The sequence below is a fragment of the Thermoanaerobacter sp. CM-CNRG TB177 genome (genome assembly GCF_018588165.1).
Lineage (GTDB): Bacteria > Bacillota > Thermoanaerobacteria > Thermoanaerobacterales > Thermoanaerobacteraceae > Thermoanaerobacter > Thermoanaerobacter thermocopriae.
Genome location: NZ_JAFCAC010000029.1, coordinates 7,306 through 28,390 on the forward strand (window position 1 = coordinate 7,306; position 21,085 = coordinate 28,390).

Sequence of the window (21,085 nt, forward strand, 5' to 3'; positions counted from 1 at the left end):
ACCAGCTCTCAAATCTCTATCATCTATCAAAACCTCTATTCCCTCTTTTTGCAAAGCAGCATATATATCTTCGGCTACTCCATTTTGAGCTTCATTAGAAACATTGACAGGTACTATAATCACATGATAGGGCGCAACACTCATAGGCCATATAATGCCTTTATCATCATGATTTTGTTCTATAATAGCAGCCACTGTTCTATTAATTCCTATACCATAGCAGCCCATTACTATTGGCTTTTCATTGCCTTCTTCATCTACATATTTAGCTCCTAAAGCATCACTGTACTTCGTTCCTAATTTAAAAATATGCCCAACCTCTATCCCTCTGTCAATCTTAAGAGGTGAGCCACATCTGGGGCATTTATCTCCTTCAATAACATTTTTGATATCCGCCACAACATCGGCTTTAAAGTCTCTACCATAGTTTACATTTTTAATATGATAATCTGTCTCGTTTGCCCCTACTATAAAATTCCTCATTTGCGGAATCTCATTATCTACTATTATCATTACTTCACCTTTTAATCCTATAGGTCCTGCAAATCCAACTTCTGCGCCTGTAACCTTTTCCACTATTGATGCATCTGCCAATTCTAATTCCTCTTCTCTTATTTCCAAAATATTTAAAAGCTTTGTCACATTTAAGTCCCTATCCCCTCTAACTAATGCTGCTACAACTTTGTCTTTTGCTTTGTATATAAGAGTTTTTACAAACTTGTCAGAAGTAATCCCTAAAAATCCAACCAACTCTTCAATTGTTCTAACATTTGGTGTATATACTTTTTCTTTTGGCAACATCTCTTCAACTATTTCTTGATTGATAAGGCATTCTGCCTTTTCCTCATTTGCAGCATAGCCACAATTGTCACAATAAGCTATCACTGCTTCCCCTACACTAGATATTACCATAAACTCTTTTGAGTCTTTTCCTCCCATAGCGCCTGAATCTGCTTCTACCACCAAATATTTAAGCCCACATCTATCAAATATTCGGCAATAAGCCTCATACATTTTTTCAAAGGATTTATCCAAACCTTCCCAATCCACATCAAAGCTGTAAGCGTCCTTCATTATAAATTCTCTACTTCTCATGACACCAAATCTCGGGCGCCTTTCATCTCTAAACTTAGTTTGAATTTGATATAAAATAAGAGGAAGCTGCCTATAAGACTTCACTTCATTTCTAATAAGGTCTGTAAAAACTTCTTCATGTGTAGGTCCTAAGCAAAAGTCCCTTTCATTTCTATCTTTTAGCTTAAACATCTCAGGGCCAAATACATCCCATCTTCCACTTTCTTTCAAAAGTTCTGCTGGAATAAGAGCAGACATTAGTACCTCTTGGCTGCCAGCTCTGTCCATTTCTTCTCTTATAATTTGCTCCACTTTTCTAAGTACCCTTTGTCCTAATGGCAAGTAAATATATACCCCCGAAGCCAATTTCCTCATCAATGCAGCTTTTAACATTAAAATATGACTGGGAATTTCAGCTTCAGCAGGAATTTCTCTTAAAGTCGGAACTAATAATTGCGATAACCTCATTTCCATCCTCCTAAGTGCATAATTTTAAGTAAATTTTATTTTACCTACTTTTTTATGTCAACATCTAATTCTTCTAAACTAACAATAACATAGGCTTTTATTCCCTCTTGTCTACCTGTAAAACCTAATCCTTCCTCTGTTTTTGCTTTTACATTTATTCTTTTTTTTTCAATTTTTAATAATTCTGATAATTTTATTGTTATTTGCTCTTTATAAGGAGATAACTTAGGCTTTTGCGTTACAATAATACAATCAACATTATTTATTCTAAATTTATTCTCTATCATTGCCAACACTTTTTTTAATAAAAGGCTACTATCAATATCTTTATAGGCTATTTCCGTATCAGGAAAGTGCTCCCCTATATCTCCTAAAGCAGCTGCTCCTAAAATAGCATCAATTAAGGCGTGTATCAAAACATCTGCATCAGAATGGCCTGCCAAACCTTTATCATGGGGAATTTCTACTCCCCCCAGTATTAACTTTCTTCCTTTTTTAAACTTGTGGACGTCATATCCTAACCCCACTCTCATTTTAACCATCCTTTACTCTAAAATTCCCTTCTTTATCAACTTCTAAACTTATACTTATATCTCTTGAAAAGCGAGATGGTTTAATCTTTTTTACAAAATTACCTTTGTTAGTCTCAATATATACCTCCGAAACAAAAGGCTCTCTTGCAGAAATGCGATATTCCCCCTCAGGTTTTAAATTCAGATGCCACACAAATTTGCCAAAGATATCATAGCTTGTAGTATTTTCACTCCTATCTAACACTACTATTTTCTTGTCAGTTATGATACTCAAATATGATACAACTTTTTCTAAAATAGAAACTTTGGGTTTTTCTTTCACCTCTAATATTTGTTGCAAATAAGGAATAGATTTATTTAAAATTCCAATATGGCCTGTTTTAACAATAAATTTTTCTCCTTCTACTCCCAACGCGCTCTTTTTAAGGACTGTACCATCTCCTTTGTCATCCCTTATCACCCCTACTGGTTTGCCGTCTGGCCATACTATGTCACTTACCGGTTTTTCTACCTGAATAAACTTATTAGTATATATTCCATCTCCTGAAAAAACATAGATTTTCTTGACTCTGTCGTATAAAACTCCTACCTGTTCATTTAGACTATTCAAAAACTCATTTATAACTTTCATATACTCAACATTTTTAAACAAAATTTTATCATATCGAGTAGGATACATAAAAATATAATTTCCATATTCGCGAGAAGGCATTAAGTCTTTTACAGAAGGGATATATTTTCTAATAACAGTGATAGCGTCACTCTCTCCTTTAATTTTTGAAAATATCCACAAGAACCCTTTAAAGAGTAAATTTATAAAATCATCATCCTCTGGAGGCACAGTCCCCCCTTCCCAACCATAATAAGCATTTGTCGCTCCAAAATGGGGAGTAGCTAAAAATATCAATCTACCCACATCAAATTGATACTTATCGCTTTGAATATAACTTCTTGCCAAAAGTCCTCCCATGCTATGGCATATCAAATCTACTTTAGGGCTGCCAGTCTTAGCTTTCGCCTCTTCAATAGTCAGTTTAAGGGTATCAACAGAATCCGGCACTCTTTTCCACCATTCATAATAACATATAAATAGATTTTTCCCTTCTACTAGGCCTAACTTGCCCAAATTTTCTATAAAAGGGCTATAAGCATGTGACGCAGGGCCAAAACTCCATATTTTCCCCAAAGGAGTTGGAGTAAAAATAGAGCCAAATATCCCGTGCACAAAAACTACAGGGGTATCCATACAATCACCCTCATATAACTTAATAGAAAATTCTCTATTAAATTATATGAGGATTTTTATAAAACGTTATTTTTCAAGAAGGCTTCTGCCACAATCAAATCCTCTGGCGTAGTTATTTTTATATTTCTATAATCTCCTTCAACTACTTTCACTTTATAACCCAATCTCTCCACTAACACTGTGTCATCTGTCCCTAAAAAACCATCTTCAAGTGCCTTTTGATGAGCTTTAATAATCAAATTCCTTTCAAATACCTGAGGAGTTTGAATTGCCCATAAATATTTTCTATCAGGAGTATTTAAAATAAAATTTTTTTCATCAACCACTTTTATAGTATCTTTCACAGGTACTCCCAATGCAACTGCTTTATACAAATAAGCTTCTTTTAAAGCTTTTATAACTACTTCTTTCTCAATTAAAGGCCTTGCTCCATCATGAATTGTTATAATTTCGCAATTTCTCTCTGTGTTTATAATTCCATTATAAACAGAATATTGCCTCTCACTACCTCCTTCAACTAATTTAACTGGTTTTTTGAAAAAATACCTTTTTATTACATTTTCTTTGCAGTATTCTATTTCTTCCTTTGATACAACAGCAACAATTTCTTTGATCCAATCAATTTCATCAAAGGTTTTGAGAGAATAATACAAAACTGGTTTTCCGGCTATAGGAAGGTACACTTTATTTACTGTGTGACCCATCCTAATGCCCTTGCCTGCCGCTACTATTACCGCACTTACATTCATTTTCTCTACCTCACAAGTAAAATAATGGACACTCCAATTATATCATTTTCACATAAAAAAACACAGGTTTCCCTGCGTTTTTCATATAGCCTTTTCTTGTTCTGCCTGTTTAGGCTTTGCAAATATCATCCTTCCTGCAGCAGTTTGCAAAACACTAGTAACAAGCACTTCTATGGTATTACCTATGAATTTTTTGCCACCATCTACTACAATCATCGTGCCATCGTCCAAATAAGCAACTCCTTGTCCGGCCTCTTTCCCATCTTTAATAACTTGCACCACCATTTCTTCTCCCGGAAGAACAATTGGCTTTACCGCATTGGAAAGCTCATTTATGTTTAAAACAGGGACCCTGTGAAATTCTGCTACTTTGTTTAAATTATAATCATTAGTTATTATTTTTCCCTTTAACATTTGGGCAAGTTTCAAAAGTTTTGTATCTACTTCTGCCGCATCAATTTCCTTATCTACAATTTCCACTTTAATATTTAACTCATTTTGTATCTTATTTAAAACATCTAGTCCTCGTCTACCCCTATTTCTCTTTAACGAATCTGAAGAATCTGCAATATGTCTTAATTCCTCCAATACAAAAGCCGGAATTATCAAAGGTCCTTCAATAAAGCCTGTCTTACATATGTCAAATATCCTACCATCTATAATTACACTGGTGTCCAAAATTTTTGGTATTCCATTGTATTCGTTTTTAACAGTCTTTTGCGGTCCCAACCTTTTCATAAAGGAAAACACATTTAAAATATCATCTTTTTTCTTTAAAGAAATTCTAATGCCCAAATACCCCAAAAGCAAATTCAAAAGAATTGGCACTACTTTTCCTACAACTAAGATAGGATAAAGAGGCGCGCTCAGCAAATTAGCCACAATAAGCCCTACTATTAGCCCGAATGCCCCTATTAAAATTTCATCAATCGGCATATTCTGCAATTTCACTTCCAGCCACTGTTCAAAGTCTTTCCCCCACTTTATAAATTTAGGAGAAATGACATAAAATATAATTCCACCCATTAAAGTACCTATAATATAAGCTATTACCGTTGAAAAATAATTTAATTGTATAAGCACAAAGTTCTGATCTTTTACAAGATTTAACAAAAGCTTTGTCAGTTCAAAGCCCGCTGCCATTCCCAGTAATCCAATTCCACCTCTTATAATTTTATACAACATATTATCACCTCCCATCTCTATTATTGGCTATTTTTCACATTATTATAAGCAAAATTGGGGAAAGGAATAAAAATATTTCACAATTTTTACACGTATAATGTGGCTGCCAATTACAGTATACTACTTATGTAGAAGGATTGTCAATTTAACAAAAGATTAAAATTACATTAATGCTATATAATGTATTTAAATGCCATTCTAAATATTGACATGGAAATAGTTTAAGTCTATAATAAAAGCAAGGAGAGCCTTAAAAACTCATAGAACGGGAGTGGACAAAAAATGAAAGATATTATTGTAGACGACCTTCAAAATACAGTAGACGAATATCTCTTACGCCATAGAAGTATAATGGACATACTTACAAAAATACAAGAAAGCAGTGCCCGTATAAATAGAGCTGTTGCTAAATCAGTAACTGAGTGCGGTTGCATAAGGATAAATGCCACCAAACAAGAGACTCCCCCTGACGCAACTTTAGAAGAAGCCCATAAATATTTTAAAACCCATCTGGAAGGTCAGCTTTGTGAAAACTGTAAAGAGGTAATAGAAGCAGAAATAGGCAACAATGTATTTTACATAATCGCTCTGTGTAATGTTTTGGGACTTAATTTTTACGATATACTTCTTAAAAAACATAAGGAATTAAATACTTTGGGTATATTTAATATGCTGTAAATGATAAGCGTCCCTTCTATGGAGACGCTTTAATTTGTTGACAAAGTCAAAAATTTTTTAAAGGAGATATTTTGCATCGTAGCTCCAGTGTTCCAAAGCGACAAAATCCTTTCCAAAAGTTTGTCTACAGTCTGAAGCATCTCTTCTATGGAGATGCTTTTTGTTCTATTTTTTTTAAAAAATCCACAATCTCCTTTATATCCCTTATTTTAGTAATCTTTGTATTCTCAAACTTTTTTATCTCTTTTGTCTTCATGTCAGGGATAAAAACTTGAGAAAATCCCATCTTTTGTGCTTCACTTATTCGTTTATCTATATTACTAACTCCTCTAACCTCTCCTGTCAATCCCACCTCTCCTATAAAACAAACATCTTCAGGAATAGGTATATTAAAATATCCAGAAAGAGAAGACACAATTATCCCCAGGTCAGCAGCTGGTTCTTGAATTTTCATTCCTCCCGCCACATTTACATATGCATCAAATTGCGAAAGATTTATACCAAGTCTTTTTTCCATAACTGCTAAAAGCAATATAAAGCGATTGTAGTCAAATCCAGTAGCCATTCTTCTCGGTACTCCAAAACTAGTCTTACATATCAAAGACTGCACTTCCATTAAAATTGGCCTCGTCCCTTGAATGGAAGACACAACCGCAGTCCCCGGAACATTTTTAGGCCTGTTTGAAAGAATAAATTCAGAAGGATTTCGTATTTCGCGGAGCCCATCCTCCTCCATATCAAAAACTCCAATTTCGTGAGTTGCGCCAAAGCGGTTTTTGACAGCCCGCAATACCCTAAAAGACTGGGTTCTATCTCCTTCAAAATATAGAACCGTGTCTACCATATGTTCCAAAACTTTAGGTCCCGCTATTGCTCCTTCTTTTGTAACATGTCCTATCAAAAAAATACTTATGTCTTTTTGCTTTGAAATCTCCATCAACTTTTGAGTCACTTGCCTTATCTGAGAAATACTACCCGGTATTGTCTGACTTTCCTCAGTGTACATCGTCTGTATAGAATCAATAATAACAAAATTTGGATTTATGTCATTAATTTTTCTCTCTATCTCCTCTATATTTGTCTCACACAAAAGATATATTCGCTGTTTTTCTTTCAAAATTCTATCTGCTCTCAATTTAATCTGCTGAATTGATTCCTCTCCTGACACGTAAAGAACTACTTTTTCATCAGAAATATTCCCTGCTACCTGAAATAACAAAGTAGACTTCCCAATTCCTGGGTCACCACCTATCAAAACAAGAGACCCCTTTACAATTCCGCCACCTAAAACCCTGTCAAACTCTTCAATCCCTGTCCTTATCCTTTCCTCTTCTGAAAAAGTTACATCTTGAAGAAGATATATTTGAGATGTATTTTTAGTTATTTTAAAATTTTTTAGATTCTCTATAACTTCTTCCTCAAAAGAATTCCAGCTTTCACAATTAGGACATCTTCCCATCCATTTACTACTTTCAAAACCACACTCTCTACATACAAATTTTGTATTTGATTTGGCCATATCTCCACCATCTTTCTATCTTTCGCAGAATTCTCTTTTAATTATATCACACTTTTATGCACCTCCCATAAAAGTGAAATACAGAAGCAGCCCATTTAAAAAGATTATAACGGAAGCCACAATTATACCAATAATTTTTTCAATAGGTGTATTTATAAATTCACCCATAAACTTTTTTTGAGAAGTAATCAAAAGCATTGGGATTATAGCCATAGGAAGTTCAAAGCTCAAAATCACTTGGCTTATAATAAGGGTTTTAAAAGGATCAATTCCCAATAAAATTATTATTAAGGCTGGCATCATGGTTATAAGTCTTCGTAAATTTAATGGAATATCCAAATCTACAAAGCCCTTCATTATAGTCTGCCCTGCCATTGTACCTACTGCAGAAGAAGATAAACCAGAGGCCAAAAGCGCTATTCCAAAAGCCCAGCTGGATAAGGGACCTAACAATGGTTTTAATGACATATGAGCTTCTTCAATAGACTCTACCACTATTCCATTTTTATAAAAAACAGCCGCCGAAACTATTAGCATAGCCGCATTTATTATAAATGCTATATTCATTGCCACAAAAATATCTATTTTTTCCATTCTTAAGTGTTCTTTTTTTTCTTCTAATGTATTCCCCTTATTTCTATATTGAACTAACTGGGAATGCAAATAAATCACATGGGGCATTACTGTAGCTCCTAATATTCCGACCGCTATTAACAAAGCTTCTCTATTTGGAATAGAAGGAATCACAGTATGATACAATACTTTTCCCCAATCTGGTTTTGCTAAAAAAAGTTCAAAAGCGTAAGAAAAGCTAATAATTGATATTAACAAAAAAATAACCATTTCAACTAATTTTTGCCCATATTTTTCTAAGTATACAATAATAAAAGTTATAAATCCTGTCAAAAGTCCTGCATACATAAGAGGTATACGAAAAAGCAAATATAATCCCAAAGTACCGCCTAAAAATTCCGCCAAATCTGTAGCCATAGCCGCTAATTCTGCTGCTATCCACAAGACCCAATTGACTTTTCGTTTAAAAACCAAACTACACATTTCTGGCAGATTACGTCCCGTTGCGATTCCTAATTTCGCAGCCATGACTTGCAAAAAAATGGCCATAATATTGCTCCAAAGTATTACCCATATTAAATGATAATTAAATGTAGAACCTCCACTTATATTTGTAGCAAAATTTCCTGGATCAATATAGGCAACACTTATCACAAAAGCCGGTCCGAAATATTTTAAAACCTTTTTAAAAATATGAGAGAGAGAAAAAAGTTTTTCAGTCGCTATGATAGTCTCATGATTTTCCAAATTAACTCCCTCCATTTTAGACAAAACTAAATTTATTTACCTTATTTAAAATATGTGTTTCATTTTTGTCCTGTTACATAAAAAACAACCCGCATTAACGGGTTGCCATGCATGTAAAAACAAGCAACATTTATGAATTTGTGCTTTATTGCTTCTTATAGTGAAATCAAAATCAACTGCTTTTTTATTTTTCTTACTAAGTTGTCTTGGGGTAATAATTGAATCAAGAAATCCCTTTTATTATTCAGGATTTCTTAGACTTTACCTACAAGTCCGAGGAATAGTGCTAAAACTCAATTCCTCTTTTTTCAATCCCTCCAATTGTATAGTGGTGTATCAACGGTTCCGGTGGATATATTAGGAGAAGTAAAGATACGATTTTCACCACTTTCCCATATAACATTCCCGTTACTGTCTTTTTTAATAAATTTAAACTCAAATGTTGTCCCCATTGGAACACTCACCGGCAAAAACCATTCGGGGTAATTGGGGCACATCATCGCTTCTGTCGACAGAGTAGGATCCCAATTCCCAAGTTCCGGCAAATTTCCAACAATATGAATATTTTGGCCCCATTCTGTTGTTGCATTTACTTTAAATATCACCTGAACCAGATCACCAGATAACACATGATAGCGGAAAGGATTACTGGTATAGTTTCCTTTTTCCACCGTAATGTTCTTAATTCCCGGTGTATTGGGAACAACCGCAATAATCATTTCATTACTATTGGATACTACTTGAGCCAATGTTGTATCAAATTTCACCGTAACATTGCCTCCAAGACCAGTTCCATAGATATAAATTAGATTACCTGGACGACCCATTGTAGAAATGACATCGCCTATCCTTGGAATTTCTGTCCCCAGGGAAGGATTATACGACCAAACGTTTACTTCTCCTCCCGACAGGGTAAAGCCTTTAATTTTAAGCTGACCATTTTCCTCCACTACCGACATGGATTTTCCGTATAGTAATCCCTCGAGTACGTCATGATAGGTTCCTACAGGCAGTGTGGTATTTAAATCCGGTACATCAAAACTTCTATCGGGTTGTCGATTTACGGCAACAATTACTTGTTTGTCGTAAAATTGCCGCTTGAAAACTAATACATCATCTGTACTGTAAAGTATTTCTGTTGTACCGTAAGAAACAGCTTCATTGCTTCTTCTCAAATCAGAAAGTTTGCGTATCAGCTTATAAGCTGTTGTGGTTTGATCAAAGGAAGTTGATGTCTGCATGAACATTCTTCCGGCAATATCACTGTCATCTGCAGGATATAAGTATTGTTCGGTACCATAATATATATTAGGTATCCCACGGGATGTCATTAAGACTGCCAACGCTGCATGATAAGGTTTGTCATTTGGCTGTATATATCTAAACCTGGTTACATCATGATTATCGATAAAGGTAACCGCTTGATTTTCATAAATATAATCATTGCTGGTTTTTATCATCATTTCACCAAAGTCTCTCATGGTTTCAGAAAAATAACCAAAAGTATTGGTCGCTGCACGATAGTATTCAAAATCTAAATTATTAACCCCAGTTCGATCAGGAAAGGTACGATATTCTTCATATTTAGGATCTGGACGTCCGATAAAAAATTCTCCAAAATGAGTAAGAGGTCCCCCTGGTGCAGAATCAATCGCATCTTTAAACCCTTGAACAAAAGCTGGATTCATATGAAGAGTTGCATCATGACGTACACCATCTATACCTTTTGATTTCCAAAATATTGCAGCTTTTCCTAGATGTTCCACCACCCCGGGATTCTCCTGAGAATAATCTGCTAGAGAACCCAAATCCTTGTAACGATACCCAAATCTAGTAGTATCATCTCCTCGATCCCCTAATCCGTGGAAAAAACCATCAATATCATTGTGTGGATCAGCCAATAAATTTTCAACTATTCCGTCTCCGTTATAATCTGCCGGATTTCCATTACTGTCAAATACATAATTTCCATTTTCATCTTTGTCAGGTTCGTACAATCTTCCATCTTCCGGCTGATAGTTTAATGTAGGATTTTGCCATCTGCTACTATGATTTGATACAAAGTCAATAACCAGTTTTATTCCGTTGCTGTGGAGAGCATCCCTCAATGCAATAAAATCCTGCATTTCTCCGAAATGCTTATTAGTAGCAAAATAGTTTCTAGCATGATATCCGTGAAAACTGGTCCACCTGTCGACGCTGCCGTCCGGATGATAATCTTCAATTACCGTATCACGATTGGCATAAGGAGCAGAAATCCAAACTGCTGTAATGCCCATTTCTTTTAAATAAGGAATTTTCTCAATAATTCCCTTCCAATCACCTCCTTGATACAGCTTCAAGTCAGTTCCTGTTCCGTCAAAAAGTGTAGGATCGAAACCTGGAGGAATATTGTTTGATGGATCACCATCATAAAACCGATCTGTAATAATTTGATAAATAGTATCCTTTGGCGTTACAGGGCCTAATCCTCCAGTACTCGTGGCTTCGGCAGTAACCGGCTGAAAACTGAAAAAGAAAACCAGCAGTATTATCACGACCACTAAAACACTTAAATTTTTTTTCTTAATTAAAGCAGCCACAGGTCATCCCCCTATTTCAATATTTTGTGATTAGTCAATTAAGCCTTTAAAGTCTCATTTTTTAGCCAAATTTAAACCTGTACGCTATAGGCTACTACTCACCTTTTTTATAATTGTTTTCAATCTGTTTTAAAGTATTAGATTTTTACTGCTCCTTTTGTTAGTCCCTCCACAATATGTTTTTGGAGATAGATAAATAGCAATGTAATGGGAATAGCTACCAACACAGCTCCGGCTGCAAAAACAGTAAATTTTGTATTGTGTTGATTGACGGCCATGTCATATAATCCCATTGCCAGGGTTTTTTTGTCAGCACTGCGAAGAATTAATTTCGGTAGCACAAAGTCCATCCATGGTCCGGTAAAGTTGGTTAAGGCTATGAAGGTAATAATGGGTTTTGCCAAAGGTAAAATAATTTTATAAAATATTGTAAAATTGGATGCTCCGTCAATTTTTGCAGCTTCGTCCATACTGCGTGAAATCCCGTCAAAATACCCTTTTGCCACCCATGTGTTATAAGGTATTTGACCAGTAGCATAAACAAGAATTAATCCAAGATGAGTATCTAATAATCCTAACTGCAGTAGCAATACGTAAATGGCTGTCATAGCCAGAAAACTCGGAAACATTTGAAGCACCAGCATTACCATCAATGTTGGCTTTCTTCCCCTAAACCGGTATCGCGAAAATACATACGCAGAACTGGTGGATAAAAAAACTGATACAACCATGTTAATTGTTGCAATTTTCAACGTATTTTTATACCACAGGGGAAAATCCGAGTTAGTAAGCAAATTACGGTAATGAATCAAGCTGGGATTTTTGGGTATCAAGGTAGAACTAAACAAACTGTCGCCTGGACTTAAGGAGGAACCAATGATCCATAGTATAGGGATAATAACAATAAGACTAATGACAACAAGAAGACTATAAATGCATGCTTTACGGATCATATCAACAAGAGTAATCCTTTTTTTTGGCGACTTCATTCCTGTTGTCAGTTGATTTTCATTAAATTTTACTGTCATTGTATCATGTCCTCCTCCCTGAAAGACTTTGTCTTGCTAAAGGTTAAAGTAGATATAGTGGCGATAACAATGAACATAATAATGGATATAACAGAAGCCATATGATATTGATTTTGCTCTATGGTTAGCTTGTAAATCCAGGAAATTAAAATATCTGTATGTCCTGCATAGCGATATGCAGGATTTGCAGGGCCTCCATTGGTTAAAAGGTAAATCAGCGTAAAGTTATTGAAGTTATGGGTAAAACTTAAAATCAATAACGGTGTTGTGGCATGTAACACCAATGGCAGAGTAATTTTCCAAAATTTTTGGCTTGAAGTAGCTCCGTCAATCTCTGCTGCTTCATACAAATCGCTAGGAATATTGGTCAATGTCCCTGACATTAACGCCATGAAGTAAGGAGCTCCCAGCCATATATTCACCAGAATCGCCACCAGCTTTGCCATTGTAGAATTGGTCAACCACGGTATTCGTTCAAATCCCAGCTTTACCAGAAAACTGTTGACTGGCCCTAATCCCGTAAACATTAATCGCATAATCAGGATAGAAATGAACCCCGGTATTGCATAGGGTAATATATAAATGGTTCGCCAAAACTTCTTTAAGCGAACTTCCGAGGAGTTAATCAATAAAGCCAGTAATAACCCTCCAAAATAACTGGTCAAGGCTGCCAATACCGCCCATATAACGGTCCAAATGCCTACCCCAATAAAAGTATTTTTCCATATTTTTAAATTTACCAAATTCTTAAAATTTGTAAAACCTACCCAGTCTACTAGGTTTCTGGGAGGTAAATGATTAGGAGCAGAATAATTGGTAAAAGCGATGGAAATGGTAAATAAAATCGGCAGTACGGTAAAAAACAATATTAAAATAAATAAAGGACTTAAAGAAAAATAAGGAAAATATTTATGAGAAATATGTTTGATAAAATCACCTATGCCCATAGGCTTTTCGCCTTGTTCCCTCGCCTCCCCGGTTTTTAAGGCATCAACAATATTTAATATATAAATTATTAAAATAACAAGTGTAACTAAAACCGCTATAATACCCTGTATCAATAAAAATATGGAATGATCTCCCTGGGCAATTCCGTTCACATAGTGTAAAGGCTGTTCTCCTAGTGTTATCAGGCCCCAATAGGCGTAAAGAAAATATGGAATATTAATGACAATAATAATGCCAATAATGGCAATCAAAATGCCCTTGACAATTTCTCGGTTATATAGCTGTCCAAGTCCCATAAATAATGCAGAAAGTAATGCTGCTTTTTTGGATCTTCTCATGCTTTTCCCTCCTATCTTTTTAGAAAAATCTAGTCATTTGCAGATGCAAATGACTAGATATCTAGATAAATATTTACTGTATGGCAATTGCATCTTTTATTGTCTGAACAGCTTCATCCAGTGCTTTTTGCGGGTCTACACCATCATTCCACATCACCTGAAACGCCCTGGCATACGGCTCCCAGACAACCCCCATTTGAGGGATGGAAGGCATCGGCACAGCAAACTGTGCTTGCTCCAGGAAAGGTGCCGCATAGGGATCGCTTTTAATGATATCTGCGTTCATTAATGACTTCATTGGAGGAATCTGCTTTGTAATTTCATAACGTTTCAGTAACATTTCTTCTGAAGTAATAAAATCAGCAAATAGTTTTGCAGCATTAGGATATTTCGTATAAGCACTTACAAACATGGTACGAACACCAGAAAAACTTGCAGGATGTTCACCGTTTGGCAACAACGGAAGTGGTGCAATACCAAAATCAACACCTGCCTCCTGATAGCCCCTTACTGCCCATGGTCCATTTATTATCATAGCGGCCTTACCTTCTTTAAACATGCCATCCATGACTTGATAATTGGTATCATCGCTCTTTAGAGGTAGAATCTCCTTAAGAGAAACTAAAAATTTGGCACCTTCAACTGCTTCTTTTGAGTTTAAACCAATGTCATCCTTATCTGTTCCTCCCTTTCCAAAGACATAACCACCATATCCTGCTACAAAACTATGGGAGTAATATGCATTTCCTACATCCCACATAAACCCAAATCGATTTGATGCAAGGTCATTAAATTCCTTTGCAAATTCGACAATATCCTGATAAGTTTTAGGTGGCTCTTTTACATATTCCTTATTGTAAAACAAGGCATAAGTTTCAATTCCTGTTGGATATCCGTACACAACTCCTTGGAAAGAAACTGCATCCCCCGCTCCTTGCATGAACTCATTTCGAATTCGGTCTGCAAAAAGATCGTTTTCTTGAATTAGACCTGAAGCCACCAGCTCTCCGGTTTTATCATGAGGTGCTGCAAATACATCGGCACCAATTCCTGCCGGGCCATCTGTAGCTAGTTTTCCGGGAGCATCCGTATGAGTAACGGGTTCATACACCACTTCAACACCATATTTTTCAGTAAATTTCTTCGCTGCATACTGAATGAATTCTCCCTCCGGACCTTCACTTTCCCAGACGAGCAATTTTGCACCCGGTTCTGGTAACAATTGTCCATCTTTATTGACCTCACTTGGTTGTGGTGTACTAGACTGACTTTCAGGCGCACAAGCAGTGAAAGTCATAAATATTACAAGTATTAAAATCAGCCATAAATACTTTTTCATGAATATCCACACCTCTTTTTTTAATTTTTTGTGTTAATGGCTTGAATAAATCTTTTAGCAAAAATGTAAAACGTTTTCTTGTGTTGTCAAAAAATTTTTAGCTCAAAAGTATTTGATTCTATTTTATTCATTCCATTGTTCTTTTGAATCTGGCTCTTCACCCCCTTTATATCTATCTATATAATAGAATGATAGCACCTCCATAAATGTGATTAGAAAGCTACCACCAGTATTAATTCTATCTTACAAGTAATTGCTAATATATTACAGCAATCGCTTTCTTGAAATGTATTTTTTAAAAGCGCTTAATTGCAACAGTGTTGCAATCGCTTGCGCTTACTTTTAATATTATTGTATATTTTACTTAACCAAATGTCAATATATTTTTTTGTACAACATAAATTAAAATTTCGCATACACTAATAGGCTTATAATCTGCAAGCTTTTGCTCATTGTACCTTATAAATTCCTTTTTAAAGCTACTAAAATCCACTAATACTTCTTCAAAAGGCTGACAACCCACATTTATGGGTTACTTTTTTGATACTTTTCTTTTATTTCTGGATTTTCTTTTAAAAACCTATTAAATTTTCTCATTTTTTCTAACGTTTCAATAGATATATTGTGTTCAATTAATTCTGTCTGTTCTAACAATCTCTCTTTAACCCCTAAATTTTTTAAAAATTCCTCTACAGTAAAATGCCTATCCAATAAAAACTTACCCATTTCTTTGCCCTTTTCTGTTAAACCTACCACCCCATATTTTTGATACTCCACAAGCCCAAATTCTTTTAATTTCTGAAGCATTTTAGTAGTTGAAGGAGCTTTTACATTTAAAAGCTCAGAAAGAAGATTTACACGGGTATAGGGACTTTTAAGACTTTCTCTATAGATCATTTCTATATAGTCTTCCATTGCTGGGGTAAGTTGTTTTCTCTTCTGGAAACGAATTTGGTAACCTCTTACAGTATAAAACCTATCTTTTTCCATATGCTCACACCTTCTTCAAATACTTCTACTGAATATATATATTATCTTTAAGTAAAAAAAAGACTTAGCTCGAGGCTAAGTCTTTTGAACCGCATCTTTTTTCACAAACTCTATTTTTCCATCTTTTGCAGTCACTATAAGCTCATCTCCAGGTTTTACTTTCCCCTGCAACATAAGTTCAGACAGTTGATTCTCTACAATTCTTTGTATAACTCTTCTTAAAGGCCTTGCACCGTAGTTGGGGTCATATCCCTGTTTGATAATTTCCTCTTTGGCTTCAGGAGTAAACTCCAGTTTAATGTCGTTCTCTTTTAGTCTGTCATTCAATTCTTTAATCATTATATCAGCAATCTTTTCAATATCTTCTTTTGAGAGTTGATGAAATACAATTATCTCATCCACCCTATTTAAGAATTCAGGTCTAAAGGTCTTTCTCAACTCTGCCATCAATGTTTCTTTTATTTTGTCATAAGAGGCTTTGTCTTCTTTTTCTTGAGGCATAAATCCTAAAGTAGATTGCTTTTTCAAAAGTTCTGCTCCCACGTTTGATGTCATGATTATAACGGTATTTTTAAAGTCTACAGTTCTACCTTTTGAATCTGTGAGTCGTCCATCTTCTAATATTTGAAGGAGAATGTTAAACACGTCAGGATGCGCTTTTTCAATTTCATCCAGCAAGATTACTGAATAGGGTTTTCTTCTTACTTTTTCTGTTAATTGTCCTCCTTCTTCAAATCCTACATATCCTGGAGGTGAACCAATAAGTTTAGAAACGGTGTGTCTTTCCATGTATTCTGACATATCAAGCCTAATCATAGCATTTTCGTCACCAAAAAGAGCTTCTGCCAAAGCCTTTGTAAGTTCTGTTTTACCAACACCAGTAGGCCCCAAGAAGATAAATGAACCTATTGGCCTTTTTGGATCTTTTAAGCCTACTCTTGCCCTTCTTATAGCTCTTGCCACTGCTTCTACTGCTTCATCTTGTCCTATAACTCTTTCATGCAATACCTCCTCTAAGTGGAGCAATCTCTCTGATTCCTCTTCAGCTAACTTTTTAACAGGTATTCCTGTCCACAGAGATACGACTTGTGCGATTTCTTCAGGTCCTACACTTTTTTCATTAGAAAGAGAATTTTGTTGCCATTTAGCTTTTAATTTTTCTAATTCTTCTCTCAATTTTTGTTCTTCATCTCTTATTTTTGCAGCTTTTTCGTATTCTTGAGTTCTTATCGCTTCTTCCTTCTCTTTTATAAGGTCATTGATTTTATCTTCCAGTTCTTTTATTTCTGGAGGAGCTGTCACTGTCTTTAGTCTTACGCGAGAAGCTGCTTCATCTATTAAGTCTATAGCTTTATCAGGTAAAAATCTATCTGCAATATATCTGTGAGAAAGTCTAGCTGCTGCTTCTAAAGCTTCGTCAGTAATTTTAACCCTATGATGGGCTTCATACTTATCTCTCAAGCCCTTTAATATCTCAATAGTCTCCTCCACAGTTGGTTCATCTACAATTATTGGTTGGAATCGTCTCTCTAATGCAGGGTCTCTTTCTACATATTTTCTGTACTCATCCAAAGTAGTAGCTCCAACTACTTGAATTTCACCTCTTGCAAGTGCCGGTTTTAGAATATTTGATGCATCTATTGCACCCTCTGCTGCACCTGCTCCTATCAAAGTGTGCATCTCATCTATAAATAGTATCACATTTCCTGCCTTTATAACCTCATTTAATACTGTTTTTAACCTATCTTCAAATTCGCCTCTGTACTTTGTACCTGCTACCATAGAAGCCATGTCTAAAGTTACAACTCTTTTATCTTTCAAAATTTCAGGAATTTCTCCTTCTACAATCTTTTGCGCAAGACCTTCTACAATAGCAGTTTTACCGACACCCGGTTCACCTATTAGGACAGGGTTATTCTTTGTCCTTCTGCTTAAGATTTGTATAACTCTTTCAATCTCTTTTTCTCTTCCTATTACAGGGTCAAGTTTGCCGTCTCTTGCAAGCTCAGTTAAATCTCTTCCAAATTGATTTAAAGTAGGTGTATTGGTATTTTTAACTTTTGCAGCCTTTGCAGGTCCTCCTGCAGGCTCTTCATTAAGCATTTTTACAATCTCCTCTCTCACCCTATTGAAATCTATACCTTGTTCCATTAAAATTCTTACAGCAACTCCTTCGCCTTCTCTTAAAAGTCCTAACAAAATATGCTCTGTCCCTACATAGCTGGTATTAAATCTCCTTGCCTCACTAAGACTCAATTCCAATACCCTTTTAGCTCGTGGTGTATAACCTACCACGTCTCCTGGAATATTTCCCATTCCAATCAAAGACAATACCTTCTCTCTTGTAGTTTCATAAGTTACTCCCAGTTTTTTTAAAACTCTTGCTGCAATTCCTTCATCTTCTTTTAACAATCCTAATAAAATGTGTTCTGTCCCTACATAGTTATGATAAAAAGACCTCGCTTCCTCTTGAGCCAAATAAAGAGCTTTTTGAGCTCTTTCTGTAAATCTTCCAAACATCGCCATAACAAACACCTCCTATAAATTATCTTTTTTGTTTATTTGACTTACTACATATTCTGCCCTTTTAACATCTCTCTCATAGGGGTCTAATTGAATGCCATAAATTTTTTGTAAATTAGCTGGTTGTATATGTGTAGTGAGAACATCAATTTTATTTATATCCACATCTAATATTCCTAAAATTGCTCCTAATCTCACGTCAGACATTAAAGTCATGTATTCCTTTGTAGACATCACTTTTGCATGAGATAAAATTCCAAAAGCCCTTCCTACTCTATCTTCTATTTGAATTCTTTGTTTTTTGTATAAATCCTCTCTAGCTTTTCTTTCGCTAGAGATAATTTGTCTTGCTACTCCTTGAATATTTTCAATTATTTCTCTTTCGCTTTGGCCAAGAGTGACTTGATTAGAAATTTGATAAATATCTCCTAAAGCTTGAGTACCTTCACCGTATATCCCTCTCACTGCCATACCTATTTTAGAAACAGAGTTTAAAATATTGCTTATTTGCCCAGTGATAGTAAGAGCTGGAAGATGAACCATGACTGAGGCTCGTATCCCTGTTCCTACGTTAGTAGGACAAGAAGTCAAATAACCTATCTTTTCATCATAGGCATAGTCGATAGTTTCTTCAATCAAATCGTCAATTTTATCGGCAGTATCCCAGCTTTCATTAAGCCTTAATCCTTCTAATATACATTGTATTCTAAGATGATCCTCTTCATTGACCATTATACTTACTGTATTGTCATCTTTTATAAGAGCATAACCACTCTTTGTATTCTGTGAAAGGTCAGGGCTTATAAGGTGCTTTTCTACAAGTGATTGCCTGTCAATAGGAGTCAATTTCTTCATATCATATTCTACAAATTGAGTAGATAAAATAGTATTACTACCTAATATAGCCTTTCTAACCAAATCTATAACCTTTCGTCCCTGCTCTTCTGTCATAATAGTAGGGAAAGGAATATCTTTTATATTCCGAGCAAGTCTAATTCTACTGGACAATACCACATCTTTATCGTACTGTAGCATTTCGGTCACCTACTTTCCTAATTCTTTCTCCAATTCTCTGATTTTATCCCTTAATTCTGCTGCTTTTTCATAAGCTTCTTCTTTAATAGCTTTTTCCAATTGATATTTCAACTCCTCAATTTCTCTTTTTACTCTCATTTTACCGCCAGCTTTTTTAGGAATTTTCCCTCTGTGTTCTGTACTGCCGTGTATTCTCCTCATAAGAGGATTTAATTCTTCAGCAAAAGCATCATAGCAGAAACTACAACCTAATCTTCCAATTTTTTTGAAATCTTCGTAAGTCATACCACAGTGACTGCATTTCAAAGTTTTTTTTGTAAAGTCATCTACTCCAGGCAAAAAGTCCATTAACCCTGACAATAAATTTTGAACTGAAAAAGGTGTAAAAGTTGAAAAAACTTCTGTATTTAAAATTCCCTCTTCTGCTGCGCACTGGTCACACAAATGCATTTCAGTTTTTACTCCGTTTACTATTTTAGTGTAATGAACTGTAGCAGGCCTTATTTTGCATTTATCACACATCATAAAAATTACCTCCTTTACTTGTTGCGAGCAATTTCCATAAGCATTGCCTTAAGTAGTAATGCTCGCAACATATTCTTATCTTCCTGAGAAAAAGGAAGAATTTTATCATTAACTACAGCTTTCATCAAAGCTGCTTCCCTTGAAGTTATAATATTGTGGTCTAAAAGAGCATCAATGTAGTATCTAGCTTTACTCTCAGAAATATTATCCCCTATGTTTTCTATTATTTTATTTATCCAATTGTTTGATATAGAAGTTTTATAAATTTTTATATAACCTCCGCCGCCTCTTTTACTTTCTATGATGTATCCTCTGTCAATAGTAAAACGCGTCTCTAACACATAGTTTATTTGAGATGGCGCACAATTAAAAACATTTGCTAATTCATTTCTTTGAATTTCTACATAGTGTTTACCAGCCTCTTCCATTAGCTCTTTTATAAAATTTTCAATCAAATCACTAAGCCTTGCCATCACCATCACCACGTCTCTTACTTTTACTTTGACTTTCTTTGACCTTCGAATATATTTTTACATTTTTTTGTCCTCTCGTCAATAGCTTTTTCACGCTAAAGCAAGTGATTTTTTCTAATATTTTCATCAAATAATAAAAATATCTCTCATATTCTAAAATTTTCACCATTTTTCATTCATTTTCATAGATTTCTTCCCCTTCATCTGCCAACTCTTGAGGCTCTTGTTGGTTTATAAGAGATGAAAAATTGCTTTTTCCTTTTAAATTTTTTCTTTCTGTACTTTCGTAAGTATCTTCTTCAAAAAAATTCCCTCTTATAGATTTGTACAATTTTCCTTTGAAGAATTTTTGATTTTTATTCATTTCCTCCACCTCTTATTTACTTTTCTTATTCACTTAAACTCTTCTCAATCTCTTTTAAATCCACATTTATTCTAGCTACATCCGTGTCTATTGCTGCTTTTGCAACTGCTATTGCTACATTTTTAAGAACTCTTTTATCAAAAGGCTTTGGAATTATATACTCCGGAG

Annotated in this window: 18 protein-coding genes and 1 pseudogene; 1 reads left to right on the top strand and 18 read right to left on the bottom strand. The window is 35.1% G+C overall.

The features are described 5' to 3' along the window. The 5 genes from I4N53_RS01740 to I4N53_RS01760 all read right to left on the bottom strand — a co-directional run. On the bottom strand, positions 1 to 1,542 hold a 1,542-nt coding region (locus I4N53_RS01740), incomplete at its 3' end, for a proline--tRNA ligase (protein WP_255549645.1). Positions 1,543 to 1,586: 44 nt separating this feature from the next. Next, positions 1,587 to 2,075, bottom strand: coding sequence for a 2-C-methyl-D-erythritol 2,4-cyclodiphosphate synthase (ispF, locus tag I4N53_RS01745; RefSeq protein ID WP_255549641.1), 489 nt, complete (start codon positions 2,073 to 2,075; stop codon positions 1,587 to 1,589). A 1-nt stretch (position 2,076) separates the two neighbouring features. Continuing rightward, positions 2,077 to 3,321 carry an acetyltransferase gene (locus I4N53_RS01750; RefSeq protein WP_013150816.1) on the bottom strand — a complete coding sequence of 415 codons (1,245 nt, stop codon included), beginning with the start codon at positions 3,319 to 3,321 and terminating at the stop codon, positions 2,077 to 2,079. 56 nt (positions 3,322 to 3,377) lie between these two features. Continuing rightward, positions 3,378 to 4,070 carry a 2-C-methyl-D-erythritol 4-phosphate cytidylyltransferase gene (ispD, locus tag I4N53_RS01755; RefSeq protein ID WP_214495444.1) on the bottom strand — a complete coding sequence of 231 codons (693 nt, stop codon included), beginning with the start codon at positions 4,068 to 4,070 and terminating at the stop codon, positions 3,378 to 3,380. A gap of 81 nt (positions 4,071 to 4,151) precedes the next feature. After that, positions 4,152 to 5,255 (bottom strand): PIN/TRAM domain-containing protein, encoded by a 1,104-nt coding sequence (locus I4N53_RS01760; protein WP_012995940.1) that lies wholly within the window; start codon positions 5,253 to 5,255, stop codon positions 4,152 to 4,154. 282 nt (positions 5,256 to 5,537) lie between these two features. Here I4N53_RS01760 and I4N53_RS01765 point away from each other — a divergent pair, with 282 nt between their 5' ends. After that, the gene (locus I4N53_RS01765) at positions 5,538 to 5,933 is read left to right on the top strand and encodes a hypothetical protein (protein WP_012995941.1); all 396 of its coding nucleotides are present in this window, start codon (positions 5,538 to 5,540) and stop codon (positions 5,931 to 5,933) included. Positions 5,934 to 6,078: 145 nt separating this feature from the next. On the opposite strand, the gene radA is transcribed toward I4N53_RS01765, so the two are convergent. The 13 genes and pseudogenes from radA to I4N53_RS12245 form a co-directional block, all read right to left on the bottom strand. After that, positions 6,079 to 7,452 (bottom strand): DNA repair protein RadA, encoded by a 1,374-nt coding sequence (radA, locus tag I4N53_RS01770; RefSeq protein ID WP_012995942.1) that lies wholly within the window; start codon positions 7,450 to 7,452, stop codon positions 6,079 to 6,081. 54 nt (positions 7,453 to 7,506) lie between these two features. Continuing rightward, on the bottom strand, positions 7,507 to 8,772 hold the full coding sequence (locus I4N53_RS01775; protein WP_028991975.1) for an Nramp family divalent metal transporter: 1,266 nt from the start codon (positions 8,770 to 8,772) through the stop codon (positions 7,507 to 7,509). A 308-nt stretch (positions 8,773 to 9,080) separates the two neighbouring features. After that, positions 9,081 to 11,354, bottom strand: a complete 2,274-nt coding sequence (locus I4N53_RS01780; RefSeq protein ID WP_214495445.1) for an alpha-amylase family glycosyl hydrolase — start codon at positions 11,352 to 11,354, stop codon at positions 9,081 to 9,083. A 137-nt stretch (positions 11,355 to 11,491) separates the two neighbouring features. Next, a complete protein-coding gene (locus I4N53_RS01785) occupies positions 11,492 to 12,382 on the bottom strand; it encodes a sugar ABC transporter permease (protein ID WP_013150820.1) in 891 nt (296 codons plus the stop codon). Beyond that, on the bottom strand, positions 12,379 to 13,668 hold the full coding sequence (locus tag I4N53_RS01790) for a carbohydrate ABC transporter permease (RefSeq protein WP_013150821.1): 1,290 nt from the start codon (positions 13,666 to 13,668) through the stop codon (positions 12,379 to 12,381). Before I4N53_RS01790 ends, I4N53_RS01785 begins: the two co-directional genes overlap by 4 nt. A gap of 73 nt (positions 13,669 to 13,741) precedes the next feature. Further along, positions 13,742 to 15,007: a maltose ABC transporter substrate-binding protein gene (locus I4N53_RS01795; protein WP_214495446.1), complete on the bottom strand. Its 1,266-nt coding sequence runs from the start codon at positions 15,005 to 15,007 to the stop codon at positions 13,742 to 13,744. A 525-nt stretch (positions 15,008 to 15,532) separates the two neighbouring features. After that, positions 15,533 to 15,997 carry a metal-dependent transcriptional regulator gene (locus I4N53_RS01800; protein ID WP_214495447.1) on the bottom strand — a complete coding sequence of 155 codons (465 nt, stop codon included), beginning with the start codon at positions 15,995 to 15,997 and terminating at the stop codon, positions 15,533 to 15,535. A 75-nt stretch (positions 15,998 to 16,072) separates the two neighbouring features. Continuing rightward, the gene (locus tag I4N53_RS01805; protein ID WP_214495448.1) at positions 16,073 to 18,523 is read right to left on the bottom strand and encodes an ATP-dependent Clp protease ATP-binding subunit; all 2,451 of its coding nucleotides are present in this window, start codon (positions 18,521 to 18,523) and stop codon (positions 16,073 to 16,075) included. Between the two features lie 12 nt (positions 18,524 to 18,535). Further along, a complete protein-coding gene (locus I4N53_RS01810; protein WP_003868422.1) occupies positions 18,536 to 19,555 on the bottom strand; it encodes a protein arginine kinase in 1,020 nt (339 codons plus the stop codon). 9 nt (positions 19,556 to 19,564) lie between these two features. After that, positions 19,565 to 20,080, bottom strand: coding sequence for a UvrB/UvrC motif-containing protein (locus I4N53_RS01815; RefSeq protein WP_003868421.1), 516 nt, complete (start codon positions 20,078 to 20,080; stop codon positions 19,565 to 19,567). A gap of 14 nt (positions 20,081 to 20,094) precedes the next feature. Continuing rightward, positions 20,095 to 20,559 carry a CtsR family transcriptional regulator gene (locus I4N53_RS01820; RefSeq protein ID WP_214495449.1) on the bottom strand — a complete coding sequence of 155 codons (465 nt, stop codon included), beginning with the start codon at positions 20,557 to 20,559 and terminating at the stop codon, positions 20,095 to 20,097. Between the two features lie 166 nt (positions 20,560 to 20,725). Beyond that, entirely contained in the window at positions 20,726 to 20,917 is a 192-nt protein-coding gene (locus I4N53_RS01825; RefSeq protein WP_009052851.1) for a hypothetical protein, read from the bottom strand. A gap of 25 nt (positions 20,918 to 20,942) precedes the next feature. Beyond that, positions 20,943 to 21,085: pseudogene (locus I4N53_RS12245) on the bottom strand (NAD-dependent malic enzyme); the annotation flags it as partial.